Source organism: Erythrobacter fulvus (assembly GCF_028595285.1).
GTDB lineage: Bacteria > Pseudomonadota > Alphaproteobacteria > Sphingomonadales > Sphingomonadaceae > Erythrobacter > Erythrobacter fulvus.
In genome coordinates this window covers 149,076-170,810 of sequence record NZ_JAQQXQ010000006.1, presented here as the reverse complement: position 1 = coordinate 170,810, position 21,735 = coordinate 149,076, and the positions used below count along the sequence as shown (strand labels likewise).

General features: G+C 64.3%; 21 protein-coding genes. 15 read left to right on the top strand and 6 right to left on the bottom strand.

The window, feature by feature from the left end; genetic code table 11:
• Positions 1–115: 115 nt before the first annotated feature.
• The 6 genes from OIK40_RS09580 (at position 116) to OIK40_RS09555 (ending at position 6,061) form a co-directional block, all read left to right on the top strand.
• Complete coding sequence (locus OIK40_RS09580) at positions 116–1,006, top strand: DMT family transporter (RefSeq protein WP_273678104.1); 891 nt, start codon at positions 116–118, stop codon at positions 1,004–1,006.
• 121 nt (positions 1,007–1,127) lie between these two features.
• Positions 1,128–3,800: an aconitate hydratase AcnA gene (gene acnA / locus OIK40_RS09575; protein ID WP_273678103.1), complete on the top strand. Its 2,673-nt coding sequence runs from the start codon at positions 1,128–1,130 to the stop codon at positions 3,798–3,800.
• Positions 3,801–3,808: 8 nt separating this feature from the next.
• Positions 3,809–4,318 (top strand): rhodanese-like domain-containing protein, encoded by a 510-nt coding sequence (locus OIK40_RS09570; protein ID WP_273678102.1) that lies wholly within the window; start codon positions 3,809–3,811, stop codon positions 4,316–4,318.
• 34 nt (positions 4,319–4,352) lie between these two features.
• Positions 4,353–5,051: a prolyl hydroxylase family protein gene (locus OIK40_RS09565; RefSeq protein WP_273678101.1), complete on the top strand. Its 699-nt coding sequence runs from the start codon at positions 4,353–4,355 to the stop codon at positions 5,049–5,051.
• A complete protein-coding gene (locus OIK40_RS09560) occupies positions 5,009–5,452 on the top strand; it encodes a hypothetical protein (protein ID WP_273678100.1) in 444 nt (147 codons plus the stop codon). The genes OIK40_RS09565 and OIK40_RS09560 overlap by 43 nt, the downstream gene beginning before the upstream one ends.
• A gap of 102 nt (positions 5,453–5,554) precedes the next feature.
• On the top strand, positions 5,555–6,061 hold the full coding sequence (locus tag OIK40_RS09555) for a hypothetical protein (RefSeq protein WP_273678099.1): 507 nt from the start codon (positions 5,555–5,557) through the stop codon (positions 6,059–6,061).
• Positions 6,062–6,656: 595 nt separating this feature from the next.
• Here OIK40_RS09555 and ruvB read toward each other — a convergent pair.
• Genes ruvB through ruvA form a run of 3 tightly spaced genes read right to left on the bottom strand, consistent with a single transcriptional unit; the run spans position 6,657 to position 8,893 of the window.
• Positions 6,657–7,721, bottom strand: coding sequence for a Holliday junction branch migration DNA helicase RuvB (ruvB, locus tag OIK40_RS09550; protein ID WP_273678098.1), 1,065 nt, complete (start codon positions 7,719–7,721; stop codon positions 6,657–6,659).
• Complete coding sequence (locus OIK40_RS09545; RefSeq protein ID WP_273678097.1) at positions 7,718–8,263, bottom strand: DsrE family protein; 546 nt, start codon at positions 8,261–8,263, stop codon at positions 7,718–7,720. The genes ruvB and OIK40_RS09545 overlap by 4 nt, the downstream gene beginning before the upstream one ends.
• A 21-nt stretch (positions 8,264–8,284) precedes the next feature.
• A complete protein-coding gene (gene ruvA / locus OIK40_RS09540; protein ID WP_273678096.1) occupies positions 8,285–8,893 on the bottom strand; it encodes a Holliday junction branch migration protein RuvA in 609 nt (202 codons plus the stop codon).
• Positions 8,894–9,071: 178 nt separating this feature from the next.
• On the opposite strand from ruvA, the gene aroC reads away from it, so the two are divergent.
• Positions 9,072–10,142, top strand: a complete 1,071-nt coding sequence (gene aroC / locus OIK40_RS09535) for a chorismate synthase (protein WP_273678095.1) — start codon at positions 9,072–9,074, stop codon at positions 10,140–10,142.
• A 29-nt stretch (positions 10,143–10,171) separates the two neighbouring features.
• Here aroC and OIK40_RS09530 read toward each other — a convergent pair whose 3' ends face one another.
• Positions 10,172–11,170: a helix-turn-helix domain-containing protein gene (locus OIK40_RS09530; RefSeq protein ID WP_273678094.1), complete on the bottom strand. Its 999-nt coding sequence runs from the start codon at positions 11,168–11,170 to the stop codon at positions 10,172–10,174.
• 303 nt (positions 11,171–11,473) lie between these two features.
• Between OIK40_RS09530 and OIK40_RS09525 the strand changes: the two genes are divergently transcribed.
• The 3 genes from OIK40_RS09525 to OIK40_RS09515 all read left to right on the top strand — a co-directional run bounded on the left by OIK40_RS09525 (position 11,474) and on the right by OIK40_RS09515 (position 13,525).
• The gene (locus OIK40_RS09525; protein WP_273678093.1) at positions 11,474–12,259 is read left to right on the top strand and encodes a hypothetical protein; all 786 of its coding nucleotides are present in this window, start codon (positions 11,474–11,476) and stop codon (positions 12,257–12,259) included.
• Between the two features lie 119 nt (positions 12,260–12,378).
• Positions 12,379–12,999 carry a hypothetical protein gene (locus OIK40_RS09520; protein ID WP_273678092.1) on the top strand — a complete coding sequence of 207 codons (621 nt, stop codon included), beginning with the start codon at positions 12,379–12,381 and terminating at the stop codon, positions 12,997–12,999.
• A gap of 31 nt (positions 13,000–13,030) precedes the next feature.
• Positions 13,031–13,525, top strand: coding sequence for a hypothetical protein (locus OIK40_RS09515; RefSeq protein WP_273678091.1), 495 nt, complete (start codon positions 13,031–13,033; stop codon positions 13,523–13,525).
• A 43-nt stretch (positions 13,526–13,568) separates the two neighbouring features.
• On the opposite strand, the gene OIK40_RS09510 is transcribed toward OIK40_RS09515, so the two are convergent.
• Entirely contained in the window at positions 13,569–13,808 is a 240-nt protein-coding gene (locus OIK40_RS09510) for a hypothetical protein (RefSeq protein ID WP_273678090.1), read from the bottom strand.
• Positions 13,809–13,926: 118 nt separating this feature from the next.
• On the opposite strand from OIK40_RS09510, the gene OIK40_RS09505 reads away from it, so the two are divergent.
• From OIK40_RS09505 to ahpF, 3 genes are all read left to right on the top strand, one after another.
• On the top strand, positions 13,927–14,358 hold the full coding sequence (locus OIK40_RS09505; RefSeq protein ID WP_273678088.1) for a hypothetical protein: 432 nt from the start codon (positions 13,927–13,929) through the stop codon (positions 14,356–14,358).
• Positions 14,359–14,538: 180 nt separating this feature from the next.
• A complete protein-coding gene (gene ahpC, locus OIK40_RS09500) occupies positions 14,539–15,105 on the top strand; it encodes an alkyl hydroperoxide reductase subunit C (protein WP_273678087.1) in 567 nt (188 codons plus the stop codon).
• 220 nt (positions 15,106–15,325) lie between these two features.
• Complete coding sequence (gene ahpF, locus OIK40_RS09495; protein ID WP_273678086.1) at positions 15,326–16,915, top strand: alkyl hydroperoxide reductase subunit F; 1,590 nt, start codon at positions 15,326–15,328, stop codon at positions 16,913–16,915.
• Between the two features lie 12 nt (positions 16,916–16,927).
• On the opposite strand, the gene OIK40_RS09490 is transcribed toward ahpF, so the two are convergent.
• On the bottom strand, positions 16,928–18,037 hold the full coding sequence (locus OIK40_RS09490; protein ID WP_273678085.1) for a serine hydrolase domain-containing protein: 1,110 nt from the start codon (positions 18,035–18,037) through the stop codon (positions 16,928–16,930).
• A gap of 263 nt (positions 18,038–18,300) precedes the next feature.
• Between OIK40_RS09490 and katG the strand changes: the two genes are divergently transcribed.
• Together katG and OIK40_RS09480 are read left to right on the top strand one after the other, a co-directional pair.
• Positions 18,301–20,505: a catalase/peroxidase HPI gene (katG, locus tag OIK40_RS09485; RefSeq protein WP_273678084.1), complete on the top strand. Its 2,205-nt coding sequence runs from the start codon at positions 18,301–18,303 to the stop codon at positions 20,503–20,505.
• A gap of 323 nt (positions 20,506–20,828) precedes the next feature.
• Positions 20,829–21,731 (top strand): SPFH domain-containing protein, encoded by a 903-nt coding sequence (locus OIK40_RS09480; RefSeq protein ID WP_273678083.1) that lies wholly within the window; start codon positions 20,829–20,831, stop codon positions 21,729–21,731.
• The last annotated feature ends 4 nt before the right edge of the window (positions 21,732–21,735 follow it).

Here is a 21,735-nt window from a genome sequence, read left to right as displayed (position 1 = left end):
AGCGGGCATCATACCCGCGACGACCCTCAGCTATCAACTGCCTTCGCTTGCGCTGCGGTGAATGGACAACACCGGCGTGACGCGCGCCCGACTTGGCACTATGCGCGCATGCGTCATGTCCATCCGCGCCCATCGCCTGCTGCCCTTTGCCGCCGCTTTTGCCGGGGTCGGTTTCCTGTCGCTCATGGACGCCTTCATGAAGGAAGCGGCGCTGCTGATCGGCGCCTACACCGCCACCGTGCTGCGGGCATTGATCGGCGCAGGCATCATCGCGCCGTTCTGGCTCGCCCGCGGCGGTGCGTGGCCTTCGCGCAGCGTCATGAAGCTGCATCTCGAACGCGGACTGGTTTCTGCCTTCATGGCGCTGTCGTTCTTCTTTGCGCTGACCCGCCTGCCGCTGGCCGAAGCCATTGCGCTCAGCTTCATCGCGCCGCTGCTGGCGCTTTATCTTGCGCGGGTATTGCTGGGCGAGACGATCGCAAAAAAGGCGGTGCTGGCGAGCGTGCTGGGCTTTGCCGGGACACTGGTGATCGTCGGCGGACGCATCGGTTCGGGCCAGTTCGATGCCGACGCTGCCGTTGGCATCGCGGCGATGATGTTTTCGGCCGTGCTCTACGCCTATAATTTCATCGTCATCCGCAAACAATCGCAGGTGGCCGGCCCGGTCGAGATCGCGACCTTTCACAGCGGCATCGGCGGGCTGGTGCTGTTGACCGCCGCGCCGTTCCTGTGGTCACCGCCCACCATGCCCGCACTTGTGCCGCTGGCCGCAGCAGGCGCGCTGACCGTGGCCGGATCAATGGCGATCGCCTGGGCCTATGCCCGCGAAGAAGCGCAGGCGCTGGTCCCGATCGAATATTCGGGTTTTGTCTGGGCCAGCGCCTTCGGGTGGCTGTTCTTCCGCGAAAACGTCAGCATGACTACGCTGGCGGGGACCGTCCTGATCATTGCGGGCTGCTGGCTGGTTGCCCGGCGCGATCCGCAAGCCGAAATACAGCCCGCCTAAGACCATTTACCCAGCGGCACCCCCCTTGACCTCGCGCGCATGACAGCGCAGGTGCTGCCGCGAAAACCGCGCCTTTTTGGATCGGGGCGCGGGGACAACCTAGAAGGATGGAAACCCTCCCATGACCGACATCGGCAAGGATACGCTCGCAACCCGTCAGACCCTCTCGGTGAACGGGAAGGATTATGCCTATTACTCGCTCGCCAAGGCGGCCGAGCAGCTGGGCGACATTTCGAAGCTGCCGATTTCGATGAAGGTGCTGCTAGAAAACCTGCTGCGCTTCGAGGACGGCGGCTTTACCGTGGGCCGCGAGCACATCCAGGCGATCGTCGACTGGCAGAACAACCCCGTCACCGGTGCGGAAATCCAGTACCGTCCGGCGCGTGTGCTGCTGCAGGACTTCACCGGCGTGCCCTGCGTGGTCGATCTGGCGGCGATGCGCGACGCGATCAAGAAGCTCGGCGGCGATACCGCCAAGATCAACCCGCTGGTGCCGGTCAACCTCGTGATCGACCACTCGGTGATGGTCGACGAATTCGGCCACCCCAAGGCGATGGAAGCCAACATGGCGCTCGAATACGAGCGCAATGCCGAGCGTTACGACTTCCTCAAATGGGGCTCCAAGAGCTTCAAGAACTTATCCGCCGTGCCCCCGGGCACCGGCATTTGCCACCAGGTGAACCTTGAACACATCGCCCAGGCGGTGTGGTCGAGCGAAGGGCCGGACGGCATGATGGTCGCCTATCCCGACACCTGCGTGGGTACCGACAGCCACACCACCATGATCAACGGTCTGGGCGTGCTGGGCTGGGGCGTAGGCGGGATCGAGGCCGAAGCCGCGATGCTCGGCCAGCCCGTTTCGATGCTGATCCCCGAAGTGGTCGGCTTCTATCTCGAAGGCGCAATGGCCGAAGGCGTGACCGCGACCGACCTCGTGCTGACCTGCGTGCAGATGCTGCGTGAAGTCGGCGTGGTGGGGCGCTTCGTCGAATTCTACGGTCCGGGCGTTGCCAACCTCACCCTTGCCGACCGTGCGACCATCGCCAACATGGCGCCCGAATACGGCGCGACCTGCGGCTTCTTCGGCATCGACGACAAGACCATCGAATATCTGCGCCTGACCGGCCGCAGCGAGGAAAACATCGCGCTGGTCGAAGCCTATGCCAAGGCGCAGGGCATGTGGTTCGATCCCGCCAACGTCCCGGTCTTCACCAAGACCCTGTCGCTCGACATGGCCGCCGTCGTCCCCAGCCTCGCCGGCCCCAAGCGCCCGCAGGACAAGGTCATCCTCCCCGAGGTGGACGAGCTGTTCAACGGCGATCTGTCGAAGGTTTACGGCAAGTCCGGCCCGGCGCGCGTGAGCGTCGAGGGCAAGGATCACGACATCGGCGACGGCGACGTGGTGATTGCCGCCATCACCTCCTGCACCAACACCTCCAACCCCGACGTGCTGATCGCCGCGGGTCTGGTTGCCAAGAAGGCCAACGAGAAGGGTCTGAAGCCCAAGCCGTGGGTCAAGACCTCGCTGGCGCCGGGATCGCAGGTCGTCACTGATTACCTCGTGAAGTCGGGCCTGCAGGCGCATCTCGACGCGATCGGCTTCGATCTGGTCGGCTATGGCTGCACAACCTGCATCGGCAATTCCGGCCCGCTCGCCCCGCCGATTTCGGCTGCGATCAACGGCAACGACATCGTCGCGGCATCCGTGCTGTCGGGCAACCGCAACTTCGAAGGCCGCGTCTCGCCCGACGTGCGCGCCAATTTCCTCGCCTCGCCGCCGCTGGTTGTCGCCTATGCGCTGAAGGGCACCGTCACCGAGGACATCACCACCACCCCGATCGGTCAGGACCAGGACGGCAATGACGTGATGCTCGCCGACCTGTGGCCGACCAACGCGGAAATCGCAGAAAACCGCGCCGCCAATATCGACCGTTCGATGTTCGTCAGCCGCTACGCCAACGTCTATGACGGCGACGAGCACTGGCAGGCGATCACGGTCGAGCCGTCCGACACCTACCAGTGGCGCGCCGGTTCGACCTATGTCGCCAACCCGCCTTACTTCGACGGCATGACCATGACCCCGGCACCGGTCACCGACATCGTCGATGCCAAGCCGCTGGCGATCCTCGGCGATTCGGTCACCACCGACCACATCTCGCCGGCCGGCTCGATCAAGGAAGACAGCCCGGCGGGCACCTACCTCAAGTCGAACCAGGTCGCGAAGAAGGACTTCAACTCCTACGGCTCGCGCCGCGGCAACCACGAAGTGATGATGCGTGGCACCTTCGCCAACATCCGCATCAAGAACGAGATGGTGCCGGGCGTGGAGGGCGGCTTCTCGACCTATAATGGCGAGACCATGCCGATCTACGACGCGGCGATGAAGCACAAGGAAGACGGCACGCCGCTGGTGGTCATCGGCGGCAAGGAATACGGCACCGGCTCCAGCCGCGACTGGGCGGCCAAGGGCACGATCCTGCTTGGCGTGCGCATGGTGATCGTCGAGAGCTTCGAGCGCATCCACCGTTCCAACCTCGTCGGGATGGGTGTGCTGCCGCTCCAGTTCAAGGACGGCGACACCCGCGAGACGCTGGGTCTGACTGCGGACGATAGCTTCTCGGTGCGCGGTCTGGCCGATCTCCAGCCGGGTCAGGATGTCGAAATCGAGGTCACCCGCGCCGACAGCACCAGCTTCACCTTCACCGCGCTGTGTCGCATAGATACCGCAAATGAAATGGAATATTACCGCCACGGCGGCATTCTCCATTACGTTCTGCGCAAACTTGCGGCATAAGGAGAGGGATGAACGCGTCCCGCACCACCCTTCTGGCTGCATCGGCCCTGCTGGCACTGGTTGCCTGTAGCGGCGGATCGCGCTCTGACGGAAAGCGGGACGCGCCCTCCGCACCGCTCGGTTTCGAGCTGGCCTTTGCGGGCGCGGGCGCTCCGGCAACGGATGACGACGCGGTTCCTGTTCCGGAAGCGCGGGCTCCGCTGCCGATGATTGACCTGACCCCCGAACAGCTGGCTGCGCGGCTGGCGGCGGGCAATGTCCGGCTGATCGACCTGCGCACCGACGAGGAAGTGGCCGAAGGCATGATCCCGGGGGCCGAGCATATCCCGCTCGACCGTTTCGATCCCGCCAAGCTCGGCCCCTCGGATGGGCGTGAGGTCGTTCTCTACTGCCGTTCGGGCCGACGTTCGAGCATGGCGGGGGCCAAACTTTCGGCCGCCACGGGCGAACCGGTGGAACATCTCGCGGGCGGCATTCTGGCCTGGGAAGAAGCCGGGCAGCCGCTCGAACAGCGCTGACGCTGCGTTAACCGCTGCCTGCTAAGGCAGGCGCATGACCGATCAGGCGCTCGCATCCTTCGACCCCATGGCCGATCCGCGCAAGCTTGCGTGGTTCGGCGAGATCGTGCGCCGCCGCCTGGTCGCGCATCCGGCGGTCGAGCAGATCGCTGTCGAAGGCGCGGAGATCTTCCGTATCGAAGGCTTTCTCAAACGCCGCGACTGCCGCGAGATCGTGCGCGTGATCAATGAACGCGCCGCACCCTCGACCCTTTATCAGGGCACCGAGCGAGCGGGCTTCCGCACCAGCCATACGCATCATTTCGGCAGCGAGGACCCGCTGACGCGCAGCTGCGAACTCTATATCTCCGACGTTCTCGGTATCGACGACAATTACGGCGAGACGATGCAAGGCCAACGCTATCAGGCCGGGCAGGAGTTCAAGCACCACTTCGACTACCTGCATGTCGGCGCGGGCTACTGGCAGGGCGAGGCTCCGCGGGGCGGGCAGCGCACGTGGACGGCGATGATCTGGCTCAACGAACCACGCGAAGGCGGGGAGACCGATTTCCCCAAGCTCGGCCTCAGCTTCCGTCCGCAGACAGGCACGCTGCTGGTCTGGAACAACATGACCCCTGAAGGTCACCCCAATACCCGTACGCTCCACGCCGGGATGCCGGTGAAGCGCGGTATCAAGCACGTGATTACGCGGTGGTATCGCCAGGAACCCTGGCGACTGCTCAATCACACCTGAGGCGTGCGGATCAACCTTCGTCCGGTTGCCGCCGCCGTCTCAGGATCGCCGCTGCCGCGAGGCCGAACAGCACCACCATCGGCGGCGCGGGCACTTCATGCCCGCCGCTCGAACTGCTTGACGAGGACGACGAGCTACTGCTCGACGAAGAACTCGACGAGGACGAGGAACTGCTTCCCGAGGAGCTGCTCGATCCGGTCGATGTCCCGGTCGACGACGAACCCGAAGACGAGGATGAACTGCTCGACGACGAAGACGAGCTGCTGGTGCTGCTGGTCATATCGCCGGACGTGCTACCGCCGCTGGTCGCTCCGCCAGATGAGGACGAAGACGAGGACGACGAGCTGCTGCTCGACGACGAGGAGGAGCCACCGCCCGACGACGTGGTGGTACCGGGATGACCGCTCGACCCACCGCTTCCACCCGAGGAACTAGAGGAGGAAGAACTGGACGAAGAGGACGACGAGCTACTCGACGAACTCGAAGTCGTGGTGCTCGAGACGTTGCCCGACGTAGACGTCGTTGAGGTCGAGGAGACGTTCCCCGAAGTCGACGTGGTCGATGACACATTGCCGGATGTCGAGGTGGTCGACGACACATTGCCTGAAGTCGACGACGTACTCGAAACGTTGCCGGAGGTCGTCGTGGTCGTCGTGGTCGTCGTAGTCGAACCACCGCTGCTTCCGCTGGAACTGGGTGGCGGAGGCGGCGGAGGACCGGGCGGCGGACCGGGAGGAGGACCGGGCGGCGGGCCAGGAGGAGGTCCCGGCGGCGGACCCGGAGGCGGTCCCGGAGGCGGTCCCGGAGGCGGCGCCGGCGGCGGTGCGGGATCACCCGAAGTCGTACCGCTGGTGCCGCCCGAGGTCGAAGTGGTGGTCGAAACCGACACGTCGCCCGAAGACGAACCGCCGCCGCCGAAGAAGCCGCCAAAGAAACCGCCGCCAAAGCCCAAGCCGCCGCCAAAGCCGCCACCGCCGCCCCAGCCGCCGCCGAAACCGCCACCGCCCTGAATCGGGGGAAGCGGGGGAAGCGGCGCGGGCATATAGGCAACCTGCGCGATCGGCGGGCATTCATTGGGGTCGATATATGCCTGCACCGCACCGGCAGGCATCGAAGGCGCTCCGGCTGCCCCGGGCACAACCGGCTGGCATTCGATGGTGCGCTCGACGATCCGGCGACGACGCTGCTCGGGCATCGGGATCTCGCGCTGGCGGGTCTTGATGTAGCGCGCGCCGGTTTCGGGATCGACTGCGATCAGCTTGCCGTCGATATTGGTGCTGAAGTCCGGCGTGTCGGTGTTCATCGGCTCGGCCACACGCACCGCGCCGCCCTGCAACAACGCCACCCCCGCGGCAGCGGCGGAAAGCTTCGCGATGGCCATCTTGAGCGACATAGTCGATAACCCTGTTTGCTTGCGGCGGCGAATGCGGACGATCCGCGTGCGTCACCTGAACCAGCCTTCATTTGATGTAATTAAGGCAGGAGGGGCAATCGGCTTAACTATCCCGTGCCGCGTTGGAGCACTGGAATCTCTTGGAAATCGCAGGATTTGCAGGGTGCTGTCCCGATCTGGCACCGAAAAAGGGGGGTGGGTTAGCCCGAAAGTTAACTATCTTCGTCAAACAGGCCGGTCTGACGCGCAAGAGAATCGCCGGCAGAATCGCGCAGCCGATCCTGCGGTGGCGACATTTCGAGATGCTCCCAGCCGGCATCGTTGAGCACCCGCCCGCGCGCGGTGCGGGCCACCAGACCGAGCTGGATAAGGTAGGGTTCGACCACATCCTCGATCGTGTCGCGCGGTTCGGCAAGGCCCGCCGCCAGCGTCTCGATCCCGACCGGCCCGCCCTTATAGGTGGTGGCGATCATCGCGAGATAACGCCGGTCCATGATATCCAGGCCGAGCCGGTCGATCTCCAGCCGGGTAAGCGCATCATCCGCCACCTTGCGGGTAACCGAAGGGCTGCCTGCGACGTCGGCGAAGTCGCGCACACGCCGAAGCAGGCGTCCGGCGACACGCGGGGTTCCGCGGCTGCGGCGAGCAATCTCGCGTGCACCTTCGGGTTCGATGGCAAGACCCATGAGGCCCGCAGCACGGGTGACCACGCGATCAAGCTCGTCATGGGTGTAGAAATTCAGACGCACCGGAATGCCGAAGCGGTCGCGCAAGGGCGTGGTCAGCAGGCCCTGCCGTGTGGTGGCACCGATAAGGGTGAAGGGCGGCAGGTCGATCCGCACCGAGCGTGCCGAGGGCCCCTCGCCGATAATGAGATCGAGCGCGCGGTCCTCCATCGCCGGATAGAGCACTTCTTCGACCACGGGCGACAGGCGGTGGATCTCGTCGATGAACAGCACGTCATGCGGTTCGAGATTGGTTAGCAGCGCGGCGAGATCGCCCGCCTTGGCGATCACCGGGCCGGAGGTGGCGCGAAAGCCCACGCCAAGCTCGCCCGCGATGATCTGCGCCAGTGTGGTCTTGCCGAGGCCGGGAGGGCCGAAGAACAGGGTATGGTCCATTGCCTCGCCGCGCGCGCGCGCCGCCGCGATGAAGACGGCAAGGTTCCCCTTGGCCGCCTCCTGCCCGACAAATTCGGCCAGCCGCCGCGGACGCAGCGCCGCGTCGGGATCACCCGGCTGGCGGTCGGGGGTGTGCAAGGGGACCGGCTCGCTCAAAACGGGTTCACCGTGTAGCCGTTCTGCTGCAGCAGCGCGTGGGCCGTCATCGCCGAAAGCGCCATTTCGACGCCGGGGATCAGCTTGTCCGGCGTGATGCCGTAGACTGCGGCGCTCTGGCCGCACAGGATGAAGCGCACGTCATGTTCGAGTAGTGCCTCGACCAGTGCGCGCGAGGGGTTTTCGGCACCTTCCGTGGCGGGCTTTTCTGCATAGGCGGCATCGGTCAGCAGTTCGAGCGAGGCCTTGCCGTGCACCACCACCGCGATACGGATGTTCTCCTCCTTCACGCCGTGGGCGACCTGCATGTTGAGGAACCGCGCCGCGCTTTCGAACCCGCGATTGGCCTTGCCTTCCTCGGCCGGGGTGGAGACGTCGAAAGCGACCGCGAATTCGGTGCCTTCGGGCAATTGCCCGATGCCTGGCACGGGCGCGTGGGGGCCGAATTCGGTCAGCACCGGGCCGGTCTCGAAAGCGCTACGATCCTGCGCGGCGAGCGGGACGGCGGCGAGCGCCAGAGCGATGGTGATGATGGTGCGCATGGTAAGTCCTCCTGCCCTCTTCTAACCCGCCGCCTTCTTCAGCGCCACGCGGATCAGGTCACCCTCGCTCGCGCCCTCGCCTAGCTCCTCGAGCGCGCGGGCGACCGCCTGTGCGGCGATGGCGGGTTTGAAGCCGAGATTCTCAAGTGCGCTCGCCGCGTCCGCGCCCGCGCCGCCAACCGGCGCTGCCGCCGAACCCGGCACGAACCCGGCGCTGCCGCCGGGCATCGCGCCCGCCTTGTCCTTCAGCTCGTTGACGATCCGGCCCGCCAGTTTCGGCCCGACGCCCTGCGCACGGGCGACCATCGCCGCGTCACCCTTGCCGCAGGCGTCGCGCAGCTCTCCGGTCGAGAGCGCGGAAAGGATCGCGAGGCCGACCTTGCTCCCCACGCCCTGCACGCCCGTCAGCAGGCGGAACCAGTCGCGCTCGGCCTGCTCGGCGAAGCCCAGGAGGCGCATGTCGTTCTCGCTCACCTGCAATTCGGTGTGGACGGTGCAGGCCTCCCCTACCTCGCCCAGCGCGGCGAGCGTGCGGCTGGAACAGTGGACGAGGTAGCCCACCCCGCCGACGTCGACGATCGCCCAGTCCTCGCCGGTCGCATCGAGCCTGCCTGAGAGTTTGGCAATCATGAGTCTTCGCCGTGCTACCGCTTCGCTACTTGAGCACAAAGTTCCTGACGCAATCCCGCTGGCTTGGCTAGTGTTCTACCGCACAAATCCCCGTTCGCATCGAGCGAAGTCGAGATGCATCAATCAAGGTGTCTCGACTGCGCTCGACACGAACGGGACTTTAGGTAATGGAAGACCCATGAGCTGGAACACCTTTGGGCGCGTGCTGCGCTTTACTACCTGGGGAGAGAGCCACGGGGCCGCACTGGGCGCGGTTGTCGACGGGTGCCCGCCGGGGCTCGCGATTTCGGAAGAGTTCATCCAGCCCTTCATGGACGCGCGCAAGCCGGGCACCAGCCGTTTCACCACCCAGCGGCGCGAGGATGATCTGGTGCGGATCCTGTCGGGGGTGTTCGAGGGCACGACGACCGGCACGCCGATCAGCCTGATGATCGAGAACACCGATCAGCGCAGCAAGGACTACAGCGCCATCGCCCAGCAATATCGCCCGGGCCATGCCGACTACGCCTATGACGCCAAATACGGCATCCGCGACTATCGCGGCGGCGGACGTTCAAGCGCGCGCGAGACGGCAGCGCGGGTGGCGGCGGGCGCGGTGGCGCGGCTGGTGATCCCCGAAGTCACCATCACCGCCTATGTCTGCGAGCTGGGCGGCGACCGGATCGACCCGGCAAACATCGACTATTCCGAAATCGCCAACAATCCGTTCTTCTGCCCCGATGCGGCAGCGGCCAAACGCTGGGAAGAAAAGGTCGATGCCGCGCGCAAGGCCGGATCGTCCCTCGGCGCGATTGTCGAATGCGTCGCCACCGGCGTCCCCGCAGGCTGGGGCGCGCCGATCTATGCCAAGCTCGACAGCGACCTTGCCGCCGCGATGATGAGCATCAACGCGGTAAAGGGCGTGGAAATCGGCGACGGCTTCGAAGCCGCGCGGCTGACCGGCGAGGAGAATGCTGACAGGATGCGCCCCGGTGAAGACGGCAAGCCGATCTACCTTGCCAACCACGCGGGCGGGACGGCGGGGGGCATTTCCACCGGACAGCCGGTGGTGTGCCGGGTGGCGTTCAAGCCGACTTCCTCGATCCTTACCCCGGTGGAATCGATCAACTCTGCGGGCGAGGCGGTGGAGGTGGTCACCAAGGGCCGCCACGACCCCTGCGTCGGCATCCGCGGCACGCCGGTGGTGGAGGCGATGATGGCGCTGGTGCTGGCCGATCACAAACTGCTGCACCGGGGGCAAATGGGGTAAGCGGTAGCGCGGCCGACTTTTCTCGCGGGCTATTTCTTCGCGCCCGTCGCCTGTGTCCAGCGGGTCGGCGAGACGCCGTGGCTGCGCCTGAATGCCCTAACGAAAGCGGTCACATCGCCATAACCCAGTCGCAGGGCGATATCCTTTACCGGAGCACGCCCTTCGACAAGCAAATCGCGGGCTATCGCCATGCGGGTGTCGTTGACGAGATCACGATAGGATAATCCCGCCATGGCCATCGCCCTTGCAAAGCTGCGCGAGGACATTCCCAGACGCGCGGCAATTTCGGCCAGCTGTGGCGCGCGCCCGACTTCGGCCAGTGCATTGCGCAGCATCGGCATCACCTCTGCGATATTGCGGGGCATCGCGGCAGCAGGATCGACGGCTTGCTCCTGCGGGGAAAGGCGGTGCCATGAATCCGGATCGAATTCGGGATTGGCAGCCTCCAGCACATCGGCTTCGATCAGCAACTCCGATAGCTTGCCGGCGCTCCGGCTGACTTCGCAATCGAGCAACGGCTTGAGGAGTGCAGCCGCATGCACCGATCGGATAGCGATCCGGTCGAGCGCGTTGGCAGTGCTTGGCCTGAAGCCGAGAAACCCCCGCGCCACGCGAAAAATCACCACCCATACCACTGCTTCCAACAGCGGCCGGAATGGCCCCAGCCTGTCATCGCTTCTAAGCGTCAGGCACCCCTTCCGCGCATCGCGGTGGTAAGCCAGAGTTACGAGGGCATTGCGGTGAGTAATTGCGCCCGCAAGATACTCCAGCGCCGCCCCCAGATCGGGTGCCGCCAAGGACTCGGTCTGGGCGGGAAAGCGTGGCCATTCGAGCATCAACTCAACCAACCGCTGCTCCCCTGCATGACCGATCAGGTTGGCGATGATCTGCAAATCGTCGATCAGCTCAATCATCCGGGGAAGCGCCTGACCCGCGGGAATATCGGTGCCGTGGGTCAGCCAGTCGGGATAGTCGAAATTGCTCGCCCAGAATCCGGTAACCCCAGTGGGCACGATAGTGGTGGCCAATTCGGGCTCTTCCCGCCGGAGTCGCGCCAGACAGTGCGCAAATCGCAGACTGAAGTCCTGTCCCATCCCCACCCTACCGGCCGACCCCCGGTGCCCGCTGGTGACAATTAGTACCATTCTGGCGGAAAATGTCAATTTTTGGCCAAAAGTATCCATAGGTCATAGGCATATCTCAAGCTAGGTTGACAACCGCACCCGCCATTCGCGGCAGCACCTGGGCCTGTTCGGCGGTCGTAGCGAAGCAATCACCATGGCGCGATTGGCGCTCCGGTCGGGATCGGCCAGTGATTTTGGGAGAGAAACATGAAGAATCGTCTGACCCGCAGCCTGCTCGCAGCCTCGGTTTGCGGAACGCTTGCTGCGACGCCTGTGCTCGCTGAAAAGGCCAGCAGCCTCACCTGGATCAACGGCATGGATGCCGCCAGCGCCGAACGGGAACTCAGGAACCGCGGTTTCAAGAGTATTTCCAGCCACCGCAGTTCCGGCGGCTTCGTCAACAGCTACTGGTGGCACGGCGGCAACGACAACTGCGTGGTCGTCGAATCCATGAGCGGCAAGGTCATGACCGTCAGTGACGCCACAGATCAGGATTGCGGCCATCACAAGGGTGACGGCGCTGCCGCAGCGGTCGGCGTGGTCGCCGGGGCGGCGATCCTCGGCGCGCTGCTCGGCGGCAAGTCGCACCACAAGGAAGGCCGCGACTATGACCGCGAACAGACCGCCGAGTTCGACCGCGGCTACACCGACGGGCTCCACGGCGCGACCTACCACAATTACAGCCGCTCGGATGCCTATTCGCATGGTTACGAGAAGGGCGTCGACGAGCGCGAGGCCAACCTCGGCCATCACCAGCGCCGCGGCGGCTATGTCCAGACCGCCCGGATCGACGACCTCCGGGGCGCACGTGCGGCCGGTGGCATGAGCGAATTGGAACGGCGCGGCTTTACCCAGGTCGACAATTTCACCAGCGGCAACAGCCGCTATTCGATCCAGTGGAAGCGCGATAGCCGCCAGTGCGTGCAAGTAATCATCGACGACGGCAAGTTCTACGACATCCGCGATATCGGTCAGCACCCGAACTGCCGCTGAGCGGGACGGGTAAACCGGTTACCAATGGCGGGGCCGGATCATGCCGGCACCGAGGCACACCGCCGGCACGAAACTGCCCCGCCATACTTTCCTGTCTTGTGATGACAGTGGAGCATGACATGATTTCTCGCCTGACGATTGCATCGAGTCTCGCACTGGTTCTCGCCGCCTGTGGTGGAACCCCGGCCGAAGACAGCGCGGCCGAGCCTGCCGCCGGATCGGCTGCGGTGGACATTCCCGAAAGTCTTGCCCCGTTCGGCGACGGCTACCCCGGCCCCGGCGCGCCCTGCCGACGTCTGGGCGAAAGCCCGGCTACCTCGAACTACCTCGACGACAGCGCGGTTCTGGTCGGCTGCCCCGACGAAGCCTCGGCAGAGGCTCTTGGCGGGACGATCGTGAGCAATGTCGAGGGTGTGCGACTGGTGAGCATTCCGATGGGCGATGCGAATGTCGGCATGGGCGAGAACGGCCCGGCGCAAGCCGCACCGGCGCAGCAGAAACCGGCCAAGGCCGCCGCAGCGAAGATCCGCGGCCCGGGATCGCTTGAGGAAAAATGCCTTGCGCGGGTCAATGACGTGACCGGCGGCGGCGGGATCGGCACCAATCGCATCGAGCAATCCGAAGCTGCGGTCGAAATCTACATCAATGTCGCCGGTGCCGAAGCGCCGTGGCGCTGCCTTGCCTATCGCGACGGTACCATCGGCGAGGTAATGTATACCGGCAGCGAGGGCGCGCTGTAAGGCGCTGCGCTTCGATCGAAGGGGAAAGACCATGACGATCATGAACACGCGTCTGCTTTGGACCACACTGCTGGTGGCGAGCCTCGCTGCTTGCGGCGGCACGGGGGACGACACCTCTGACAGTGCCGCTGCGGGCGGTCCCGAAGCGATGGCGGCAGCCGAAACCAATGGCCCGCCTCCGCCGCCCGAAGCCGCCGAGGACGCGCTGGTGCCCGGCACCGATTACAACGCCACGACCATCATCTCCTGCGGCTTCGACGGTGCCCCGCCGACGCAGAAATGCGATGCCGGGATCAAGCGCAACTGGGGCGATGCGCCCGGCGAACATCTGGTCGAGGTGACCAAGCCCGACGGCATGAAGCGCGCGATCTTCTTCCGCGGCACCGAGCCCTATGGCGCCGACAGCGTCCAGGCCGATGGTTCGGCAGGATGGGACCTGAAATGGACCCGCAGCGGCGACCAGACAACCATCACCTTCGGCCCGGAGACCTATGTCGTCGTCGATGCGATGATCACCGGCGGCTGATCCGGCCCGTCACTCCGCTTCGGGCACGACCCTGCCCGGAGGATCAACGCCGCCACAGCCAGTAAAGGATGGCGGCGTTGATCGCCGGAGCGAGCATTGCCAGCCACGGGCCCGCCAGTCCGGCGCGGTCGCCGATCAGGTTCCAGGGCAGTCCCAGCGGAATCAGGAATATGCCCGAAAGGGGATCGCGCTCCTGCCCGAACAGGCCGAAGGTGCCGATCGCCAGCAGCGCCAAGGCGATCGCGTAGAAAAGGGCAAACCCGATAAATATCCACTTCCACATGCGCCGCATCCTTTCCTTCGTCGCGCCCCTGATTGTTGCCCTGTCCGTAGCCGGACTTTCCCTCTTCGGCCCGGCTGCGGCACACGACGAAAACAATTCTGCCAAACAATGGGATTTCATGGCCTTCGAGGTCAAGAGCTGGGGCGAACCTGTTACCCGCTGGCGGCTGACCGGCCTTGGCGGGGGCAGCTGGACCGAAACGCGCAAGGAACGCTTCAAACCGCTCGGCACCTACCCGCTCGTCTGGCACGAAATCGCCGATGATCCGCACCGCGCCGCCAGTCTTGCTGCAATCCTCGCGCGCCTGCCGGACGAGGCGCCCGATCCGGCAAATTGCGTCAATCGAATGTCCGATCTGCCCTACGGAACGATCCGCCTGACTCGCGGCGCGACGACGATAGAGATCGCATGGAATTCAGGCTGCATGGACGAAAGCCATCAGGCCTTCATGGCCGTACTCAAGGAAGCCGACGCACTGGTCGCCGCGGCCGGACGGGCAGCCCCGGTGCTGCGCGAGGAGCGGTTTGCCGGCGGGCAGACAAGCAACTGATCCCCTGCCGCGTCCCGGCGGCCAACGGGAACCAATCCGATCATTGCTGCGTATCGACGATTGATAAATCCGATTTTCGCAATCGCACAAATCAACTTTTGTGCAGCGCGAAAATCCCTATCTGGGCAGCATCGAATTTCCGCCCTCTCTCAACCACCCCAACACAAGGGAAAATTCCACATGGGTATCATCGGTTCGACCATCCAGCCGTTCAAGGCGACCGCGTTCCAGGCTGGCAAGGACTTCTTCGACGTCACCAACGAAGACCTCGCTGGCAAGTGGTCGGTGTTCTTCTTCTACCCGGCCGACTTCACCTTCGTCTGCCCGACCGAGCTCGAGGACATGGGCGAAAAGTACGAAATGCTGCAGTCGATGGGCGTCGAAGTCTACGCCGTCTCGACCGACACGCACTTCAGCCACAAGGCCTGGCACGACACCTCGGACAAGATCGGCAAGCTCAAGTTCCCGTTCCTGGGCGACCAGAACCACGTGCTGTCCAACCAGTTCGGCGTGCTGCGCGAAGGCGTGGGCCTGGCTGACCGTGCGACCTTCGTGGTCGATCCGGACGGCGTGATCCAGATCATGGAAATCACCTGCGAAGGCGTGGGCCGCAATGCCAACGAACTGACCCGCAAGATCAAGGCTGCGCAGTATGTGCGCGCCAACCCCGGCCAGGTCTGCCCGGCGGCGTGGGAAGAAGGCGCGGAAACCCTCGCCCCCTCGCTCGACCTCGTCGGCAAGATCTAAGACGTGACCTGACAGACCGGCCGGCGCGCCGCATCCCCCCCTCCCCCAAGAGGCGCGCCGACCGTAAAATCCCGAGAGCCGTTTCGAGCCCTCGGGTCGTAGCCGGGACCGGATGTTCCCGCCCCTCCCCCCCTTTGACGGGCGGATGGCATCCGGTCCCGTGTTACCCGCCACGGATCATCCCAGATTTTCGCGCGCCCGACGCGCCCCGGAGGACACCATGCTCGACGCCGCAATGCAGGCCCAGCTGAAGCAATATCTCGGCAATCTTCGCGAAGGGATCGAACTGGTCGCCTCGCTCGACGATAGCGAGAAGTCGCGCCAGACCCGCCAGTTGATCGAACAGATCGCGTCGCTGCACGACCTCGTCACCGCGCGCTTCGACGGCACCGATGATCGCAAGCCCAGCTTCGTCATCCGCCGCGCCAGCGATGCGGAAAAGTGGGTGCGCTTTGCCGGCCTGCCGATGGGTCACGAATTCACTTCGCTCGTTCTCGCGCTGCTGTGGGCCGGGGGTCACCCGCCCAAGGTCGATGCCGACCTGATCGAACAGGTCCGCGCGCTCGAGGGCGATTTCCATTTCGAGATGTTCTTCTCGCTGTCGTGCCACAACTGCCCCGACGTGGTGCAGGCGCTGACGCTGATGGCGCTGGAAAACCCCCGCATCACCGCCACTCTTATCGAAGGCGGCACCTTCCAGGACGAAGTCGAGCGCCGCGACATCATGGCGGTGCCCGCGACCTTCCTCAACGGAGAGCCGTTTTACAACGGCAAGATGGAACTGGCCGAAATCCTGTCGAAGCTGGACAAGAACGCCGACGCGAAGCAGGCCGAAAAGCTCGCCGCCAAGGCTCCGTTCGAGGTGCTGGTGGTTGGCGGCGGCCCTGCGGGTGCCGCAGCGGCGGTCTATACCGCGCGCAAGGGTTTCCGCACCGGTATTGCCGCCGAACGTTTCGGCGGGCAGCTGATGGATACGCTCGGGATCGAGAACCTGCCCGGCACCACCTATACCGAAGGCCCCAAGCTGACCGACAGCCTCAAGGCGCATGTCGGCGAATATGATATCGACCTGATCGACCTCGCCCGCGCGGTCGAACTCAAGCCCGCCAAGGACGTTGGCGGCTATCACGAAGTCGTGATGGCAAACGGCGCGAGCCTAATGGCGCGTTCGCTGATCCTCTCCACCGGCGCGCGCTGGCGCAATCTCGGCGTGCCGGGCGAGGCGGAGTATCGCAACAAGGGCGTGGCCTATTGCCCGCACTGCGACGGCCCGCTGTTCAAGGGCAAGCGCATCGCGGTGATCGGCGGCGGCAATTCTGGCGTCGAAGCGGCGATCGACCTTGCCGGGATCGTAGGCCACGTGACGCTGATCGAGTTCGACACCAAGCTGCGCGCCGACGAGGTGCTCCAGCGCAAGCTGCGCTCGATGCCGAACGTGGAAATCATCACCAACGGCCAGACCACCGAAGTGCTGGGCGACGGCAGCCGCGTGAACGGCCTCGTGCTCAAGAACCGCGCCAACGGCGAGGAGCGCCGTATCGCGCTCGAAGGCGTGTTCGTACAGATCGGACTTGTGCCCAATACCGAATGGCTGCGCGAGACGGGCCTTGAGCTGTCGAAGTTCGGCGAGATCGTGATCGACGATCACGGCGCAACCAACCTGCCCGGCATCTACGCCGCGGGCGATTGCACCACCGTGCCGCACAAGCAGATCGTGGTGGCGATGGGCGAAGGCGCCAAGGCCGGCCTCGGCGCATTCGACTTCCTGATCCGCAACGAACCCGCCGAGGACGTGGCCGAGGCCGCTTGATGGCATCGCGCCCTAGGGCGCGGGCAAAGGAATCAAGCCGAGCACAAGGCTCATGGTCTGCAGGACAAAATCATTGGCCTGATTTTCGTTTGATACGATAACGAAGGCCCATCCTTCGTCCGGCAGCATCGCCGACGAGCCGGTGAAGCCTTCGTTGTTTCCGCCATGCGCAAAGACGCGCCCGATCGGCAATTCATAGACGGCATAACCGAGAGCCTGATCGGCAAGACCGATGGCACGCTCTGGATCGTCTTCCGGTATCGGCACGCCTTGGGGTGCGAAGAAGATCGCGCGCTCATCTTCATCGAGGGTTGAGCCATCCATGATGCCGATCATAAACCGGGCATAATCAGACGCAGTCGAATGGATCGAATAGGCGGCTCCAAAGCCGTCATTGGCGTAGTCGATATCGCCTGAGAACGGTTTGCCCTTTGCATAGCCGGTTGCCTTGCGCCGCACGCGATCGGCATCCTGCACGAAATGGGTATCGAATGCTCCCGAGGGTTTCGCAAAACGCTGGCGAAAGATCGCGTCGAGACCGCGATCATCGGTGCCGAGTATATGCATGAGAACGTCGGCCAGATATTCATACCCCTCGCCAGAATACCGCCGACCGGTTCCGGGTTCGAAAGCGATATCCAGTTTTCCATCAGGGCTGTCGGTCCGCCAGTTGGGAAGTCCGCTCTGATGGGTGAGCACTTGGCGGGCGGTGATTTTCGCCGCGCGGGGATCAGCACCAAGGTCGGGATGCGGGTAGTATTCGGCGAGCGGCCGATCGAGATCTATGATACCGTCGGAGGCCAGATCGACCACCAACGCACCAAAGGCAGGTTTGGACATCGAAGCGAATTCGAACAGTGTCGTTTTGGAAACGGCGACCTGTGTTTCCCGGTCAGCGACACCAAGGCTCCTCCGGTAGACGATTTGGTTGCCGTTCACCAAGGCAACCGAAAATCCGGAAACTGATTGACTGGCGGCCGCTGCTTCAAGTGCCTGATCAAGATATGCAGCGTCAACCTGAGCTCCCGAGGCCAGTTCCACTGTTGCGGAATCTTGCTGGGCCATAGCCGGGAAGGCGACATTGGCCATGACAGCAAGCGCGAAAGCGAGAAGGATACGCATTGCCGAATTTCCATTCCCATGTTTGACAGATCAGACACCTACACCGGTAGACCCACTTACTGTATTAGTCCAGTAACACATTTCCGGTTGCTGGTCGCATGGCTCGGTCGGTGCGCAAGAGATCGATCCGCAAACAGACTCAATCGATAATATAAATCAATAAGCGCGTTTTAATCGATTGGACGCCTTAAGGCTCGAAGCGCATCCTGTCGTCATAAAGCTTGGATAAAGTCCGAGTCCCAAAACGAGAGGAGAAGTCTGACATGGATGCCAAGACCGGAGAAATGAGCGGCGGCTGTCCGTTCCACGGCAGCAGCGAAATGCGCAGCCTGCTGGGCCGCACCAATCGCGACTGGTGGCCCGAAGCCCTGCAACTCGACATTCTCACCGAAGGCGGGCGCAGCGCCAATCCCTATGGCGAGGACTTCGACTATGCCGAAGCCTTCAACGCGCTCGATTACAATGCCCTCAAGGCCGATCTCACCGCGTTGATGACCGACAGCCAGCCATGGTGGCCGGCGGACTATGGCCATTACGGCCCGTTTTTCATCCGCATGGCGTGGCACGCGGCGGGCACCTATCGCACCGGTGACGGGCGCGGCGGTGCGGGCAGCGGCCAGCAGCGGTTCGCTCCGCTCAATTCCTGGCCCGACAACGGCAACCTCGACAAGGCACGCCGCCTGCTCTGGCCGATCAAGCAGAAATACGGGAAGAACATCAGCTGGGCCGACCTGTTCATCCTCGCGGGCAATGTCGCGATTGAATCGATGGGCGGGCCGGTGTTCGGCTTCGGCGGCGGCCGCGCGGACGTCTATGAACCCGAAAGCGTCTACTGGGGCACCGAGGAGCAGTGGGTCAACGAAGGCGTCGCCACCCGCATCCAGCCAAAGGAAGGCCGCGCGCTGGAAAACCCGCTGGCCGCGATCCAGATGGGCCTCATCTACGTCAATCCCGAAGGGCCGCAGGGCAACCCGCATGATCCGGAAGGCATGGCCCGCGACATGCGCGAAACCTTCGCCCGCATGGCGATGAACGACGAGGAGACCGTCGCGCTCACCGCAGGCGGCCACGCCTTCGGCAAGGCCCACGGGGCGCATCCTTCCGACACCTTCGGCGGCGCGCCGGAAAGCGAGGTACTCGAACTGCAGGGCTTCGGCTGGCTCAATGACGAGGCCGAAATCGCGGCCGGGAACATCACCACCTCGGGGATCGAGGGTAGCTGGTCGAACAACCCGACCCAGTGGGGCGGCGACTATTTCCGCCTGCTGTTCAAGTATGACTACGAGCTGGTGAAGTCGCCCGCGGGCGCGTTCCAGTGGACGCCGATCAACCCCGATCCGGAAGACCTCGCCCCCGACGCGCGCGATCCGAACAAGCGCGTGCCGACGATGATGACCACCGCCGACATGGCGCTCAAGAACGATCCGGACTATCGCAAAATCTCGGAGAAGTTCCTGAACGATCAGGCCGCGCTCGACGATGCTTTCGCGCGTGCGTGGTTCAAGCTGTGCCACCGCGACATGGGGCCCAAGATCCGTTACATGGGCCCGGAAGTCCCCGCCGAAGACCTGATCTGGCAGGATCCGGTGCCCTCCGGAACCATGCCGTCCGACGCAGAAGTCGCGCGCTTCAAGGACGCGATCCTCGGCTCTGGCCTCAGCGTCAGCGAGTTGGTCAAGGCGGCATGGGCTTCGGCCTCGACCTACCGCAATTCGGACCACCGCGGCGGTGCCAACGGCGCGCGGGTGCGGCTTGCCCCGCAAAAGGGCTGGGCGGCGAATGATCCGGACGAGCTCGCCAAGGTGCTCGGTGTGATCGAACAGCATCGCGGTTCGCTGAGCATGGCCGACGCGATCGTGCTGGCGGGCTCTGCCGCGGTCGAAAAGGCGGCGCGCGATGCGGGTTTCGACGTGACCGTGCCCTTCACCGGCGGGCGCGGCGATGCGGGCGCGGAGCATACCGACGCGGCCAGCTTCGAACCTCTCGAGCCTTTCGCCGACGGATTCCGCAATTACCTGCGCACCAAGTCGATCGTCCGGACCGAGGAAATGCTGATCGACAAGGCGCATTTACTCGGCCTCTCGATCCCGGAAATGACCGCGCTGGTCGGCGGGATGCGCGTGCTTGGCGCCAATAGCGGCAACCGCAAGCACGGCGTGTTTACCGACAAGGTCGGCGTGCTGACCCCCGACTTCTTCCGCAACCTGCTCGACATGGGCACCAAGTGGAAGCCGGTCGAAGGTTCGGGCGACGAGGAATATGTCGGCACCGACCGCGCCACCGGAGCGGAGAAATACCGCGCCACCCGCGCCGATCTGGTGTTCGGATCGAACTCGATGCTGCGCGCCCAGGCCGAGGTCTATGCCGAGGCCGGAGCCGAGGGCAAGTTCGTGTGCGACTTCATCTCCGCCTGGAACAAGGTGATGAACGCCGACCGCTTCGATCTCAGCTACGCCAAGTACCACTGAGCTATTGCGCGTGCTTGCGCGCATCGGCTTGACCCGATCACCCCCCGATCAGGGTCGCAAGGGGGCCCCCGGCAGCAATGCCGGGGGCCTTTTTCGTTTGTGCAGGCAGATCAGATCCAGCGCGCGTCGCGCAGCTCCGCAACTTTGGCGCGGGCGACCGGCGCCGCCGTCTGCTGACCTGGTTTTAGCCGGTTGAGACGCCGCTGGAGAACGCTGGCGGAAGAGCAGGCGAAAGGGCCAAGGCGGCATTAACCGATAGCGCTTGACCCCTGACCCATTTGATATAAATACGATATCATAATTATATCGCTTGGAGATTCGTCATGTCCTCTACTGATTCCCCCGCTCTCAACCGCAGCCGCGAGGTTCCGGCCGCCACCCAGAGCGGTTACGTGATGCTGCTGGTCTCGCTGTTGCTGGTGGCGGTTGCCGCGTGGATGTTCTTCGCCGCCGTCGCCCCTGCGCAGACTAACGGGTGGATGGTGCTTGGCGCGATCATCACCGGGGTGCTGGGACTGCTGGTCCTCACCGGGTTCTACATGATCAACCCGAACGAGGCCGCCGCGATCCAGCTTTTCGGCGAATACAAGGGCACCGACCGCAACGAAGGGCTGCGCTGGGTGCTGCCGTGGCTGACCCGCGCCAAGATCGCCGTTCGCGCCAACAACGTCATTTCGGACAAGATCAAGGTCAACGACGCGCGCGGCAACCCGATCGAGATGGCCGCGCAGGTTGTGTGGCGGGTGACCGACACGGCGCAGGCGCTGTTCGACGTCGACGACTACCGCGAATTTGTGACCGCTCAGATGGAAGCAGCGGTGCGCTCGATCGGCTCGCGCTATCCCTATGACGATATCGAGCATCTCGAGATCACCCTGCGCGGCAATCACGAGGAAGTCGGCGCGGAGCTGCGTATCGCGCTGATCGAACGGCTGGCGGTGGCGGGGATCACGGTTGACGAATGCGGCCTCACCCACCTCGCCTATGCGCCCGAAATCGCCAGTGCGATGCTGCGCCGCCAGCAGGCCGAAGCGGTGATTGCAGCACGCGCCAAACTGGTCGAAGGGGCGGTATCGATGGTCGAGATGGCGCTCACCCAGCTTAGCGAGAAGGACGTCGTCCACCTCGATGACGAACGCCGCGCGGCGATGGTGTCCAACCTGATGGTGGTGCTGTGCGCCGAGCAGGAAGCGCAGCCGGTGGTCAATGCAGGATCGCTCTACTGATCCG

Coding starts and splice junctions, on each gene's coding strand:
- OIK40_RS09510 (WP_273678090.1), bottom strand. CDS start 13,808: ATGTGGAAGTGGATATTTATCGGGTTTGCCCTTTTCTACGCGATCGCC.
- OIK40_RS09545 (WP_273678097.1), bottom strand. CDS start 8,263: ATGCGCACCATCATCACCATCGCTCTGGCGCTCGCCGCCGTCCCGCTC.
- OIK40_RS09525 (WP_273678093.1), top strand. CDS start 11,474: ATGAAGAATCGTCTGACCCGCAGCCTGCTCGCAGCCTCGGTTTGCGGA.
- OIK40_RS09515 (WP_273678091.1), top strand. CDS start 13,031: ATGACGATCATGAACACGCGTCTGCTTTGGACCACACTGCTGGTGGCG.
- OIK40_RS09565 (WP_273678101.1), top strand. CDS start 4,353: ATGACCGATCAGGCGCTCGCATCCTTCGACCCCATGGCCGATCCGCGC.
- OIK40_RS09580 (WP_273678104.1), top strand. CDS start 116: ATGTCCATCCGCGCCCATCGCCTGCTGCCCTTTGCCGCCGCTTTTGCC.
- OIK40_RS09490 (WP_273678085.1), bottom strand. CDS start 18,037: ATGCGTATCCTTCTCGCTTTCGCGCTTGCTGTCATGGCCAATGTCGCC.
- OIK40_RS09520 (WP_273678092.1), top strand. CDS start 12,379: ATGATTTCTCGCCTGACGATTGCATCGAGTCTCGCACTGGTTCTCGCC.
- katG (WP_273678084.1), top strand. CDS start 18,301: ATGGATGCCAAGACCGGAGAAATGAGCGGCGGCTGTCCGTTCCACGGC.
- ahpF (WP_273678086.1), top strand. CDS start 15,326: ATGCTCGACGCCGCAATGCAGGCCCAGCTGAAGCAATATCTCGGCAAT.
- OIK40_RS09480 (WP_273678083.1), top strand. CDS start 20,829: ATGTCCTCTACTGATTCCCCCGCTCTCAACCGCAGCCGCGAGGTTCCG.
- aroC (WP_273678095.1), top strand. CDS start 9,072: ATGAGCTGGAACACCTTTGGGCGCGTGCTGCGCTTTACTACCTGGGGA.
- acnA (WP_273678103.1), top strand. CDS start 1,128: ATGACCGACATCGGCAAGGATACGCTCGCAACCCGTCAGACCCTCTCG.
- OIK40_RS09570 (WP_273678102.1), top strand. CDS start 3,809: ATGAACGCGTCCCGCACCACCCTTCTGGCTGCATCGGCCCTGCTGGCA.
- ruvA (WP_273678096.1), bottom strand. CDS start 8,893: ATGATTGCCAAACTCTCAGGCAGGCTCGATGCGACCGGCGAGGACTGG.
- OIK40_RS09505 (WP_273678088.1), top strand. CDS start 13,927: ATGGCCTTCGAGGTCAAGAGCTGGGGCGAACCTGTTACCCGCTGGCGG.
- ahpC (WP_273678087.1), top strand. CDS start 14,539: ATGGGTATCATCGGTTCGACCATCCAGCCGTTCAAGGCGACCGCGTTC.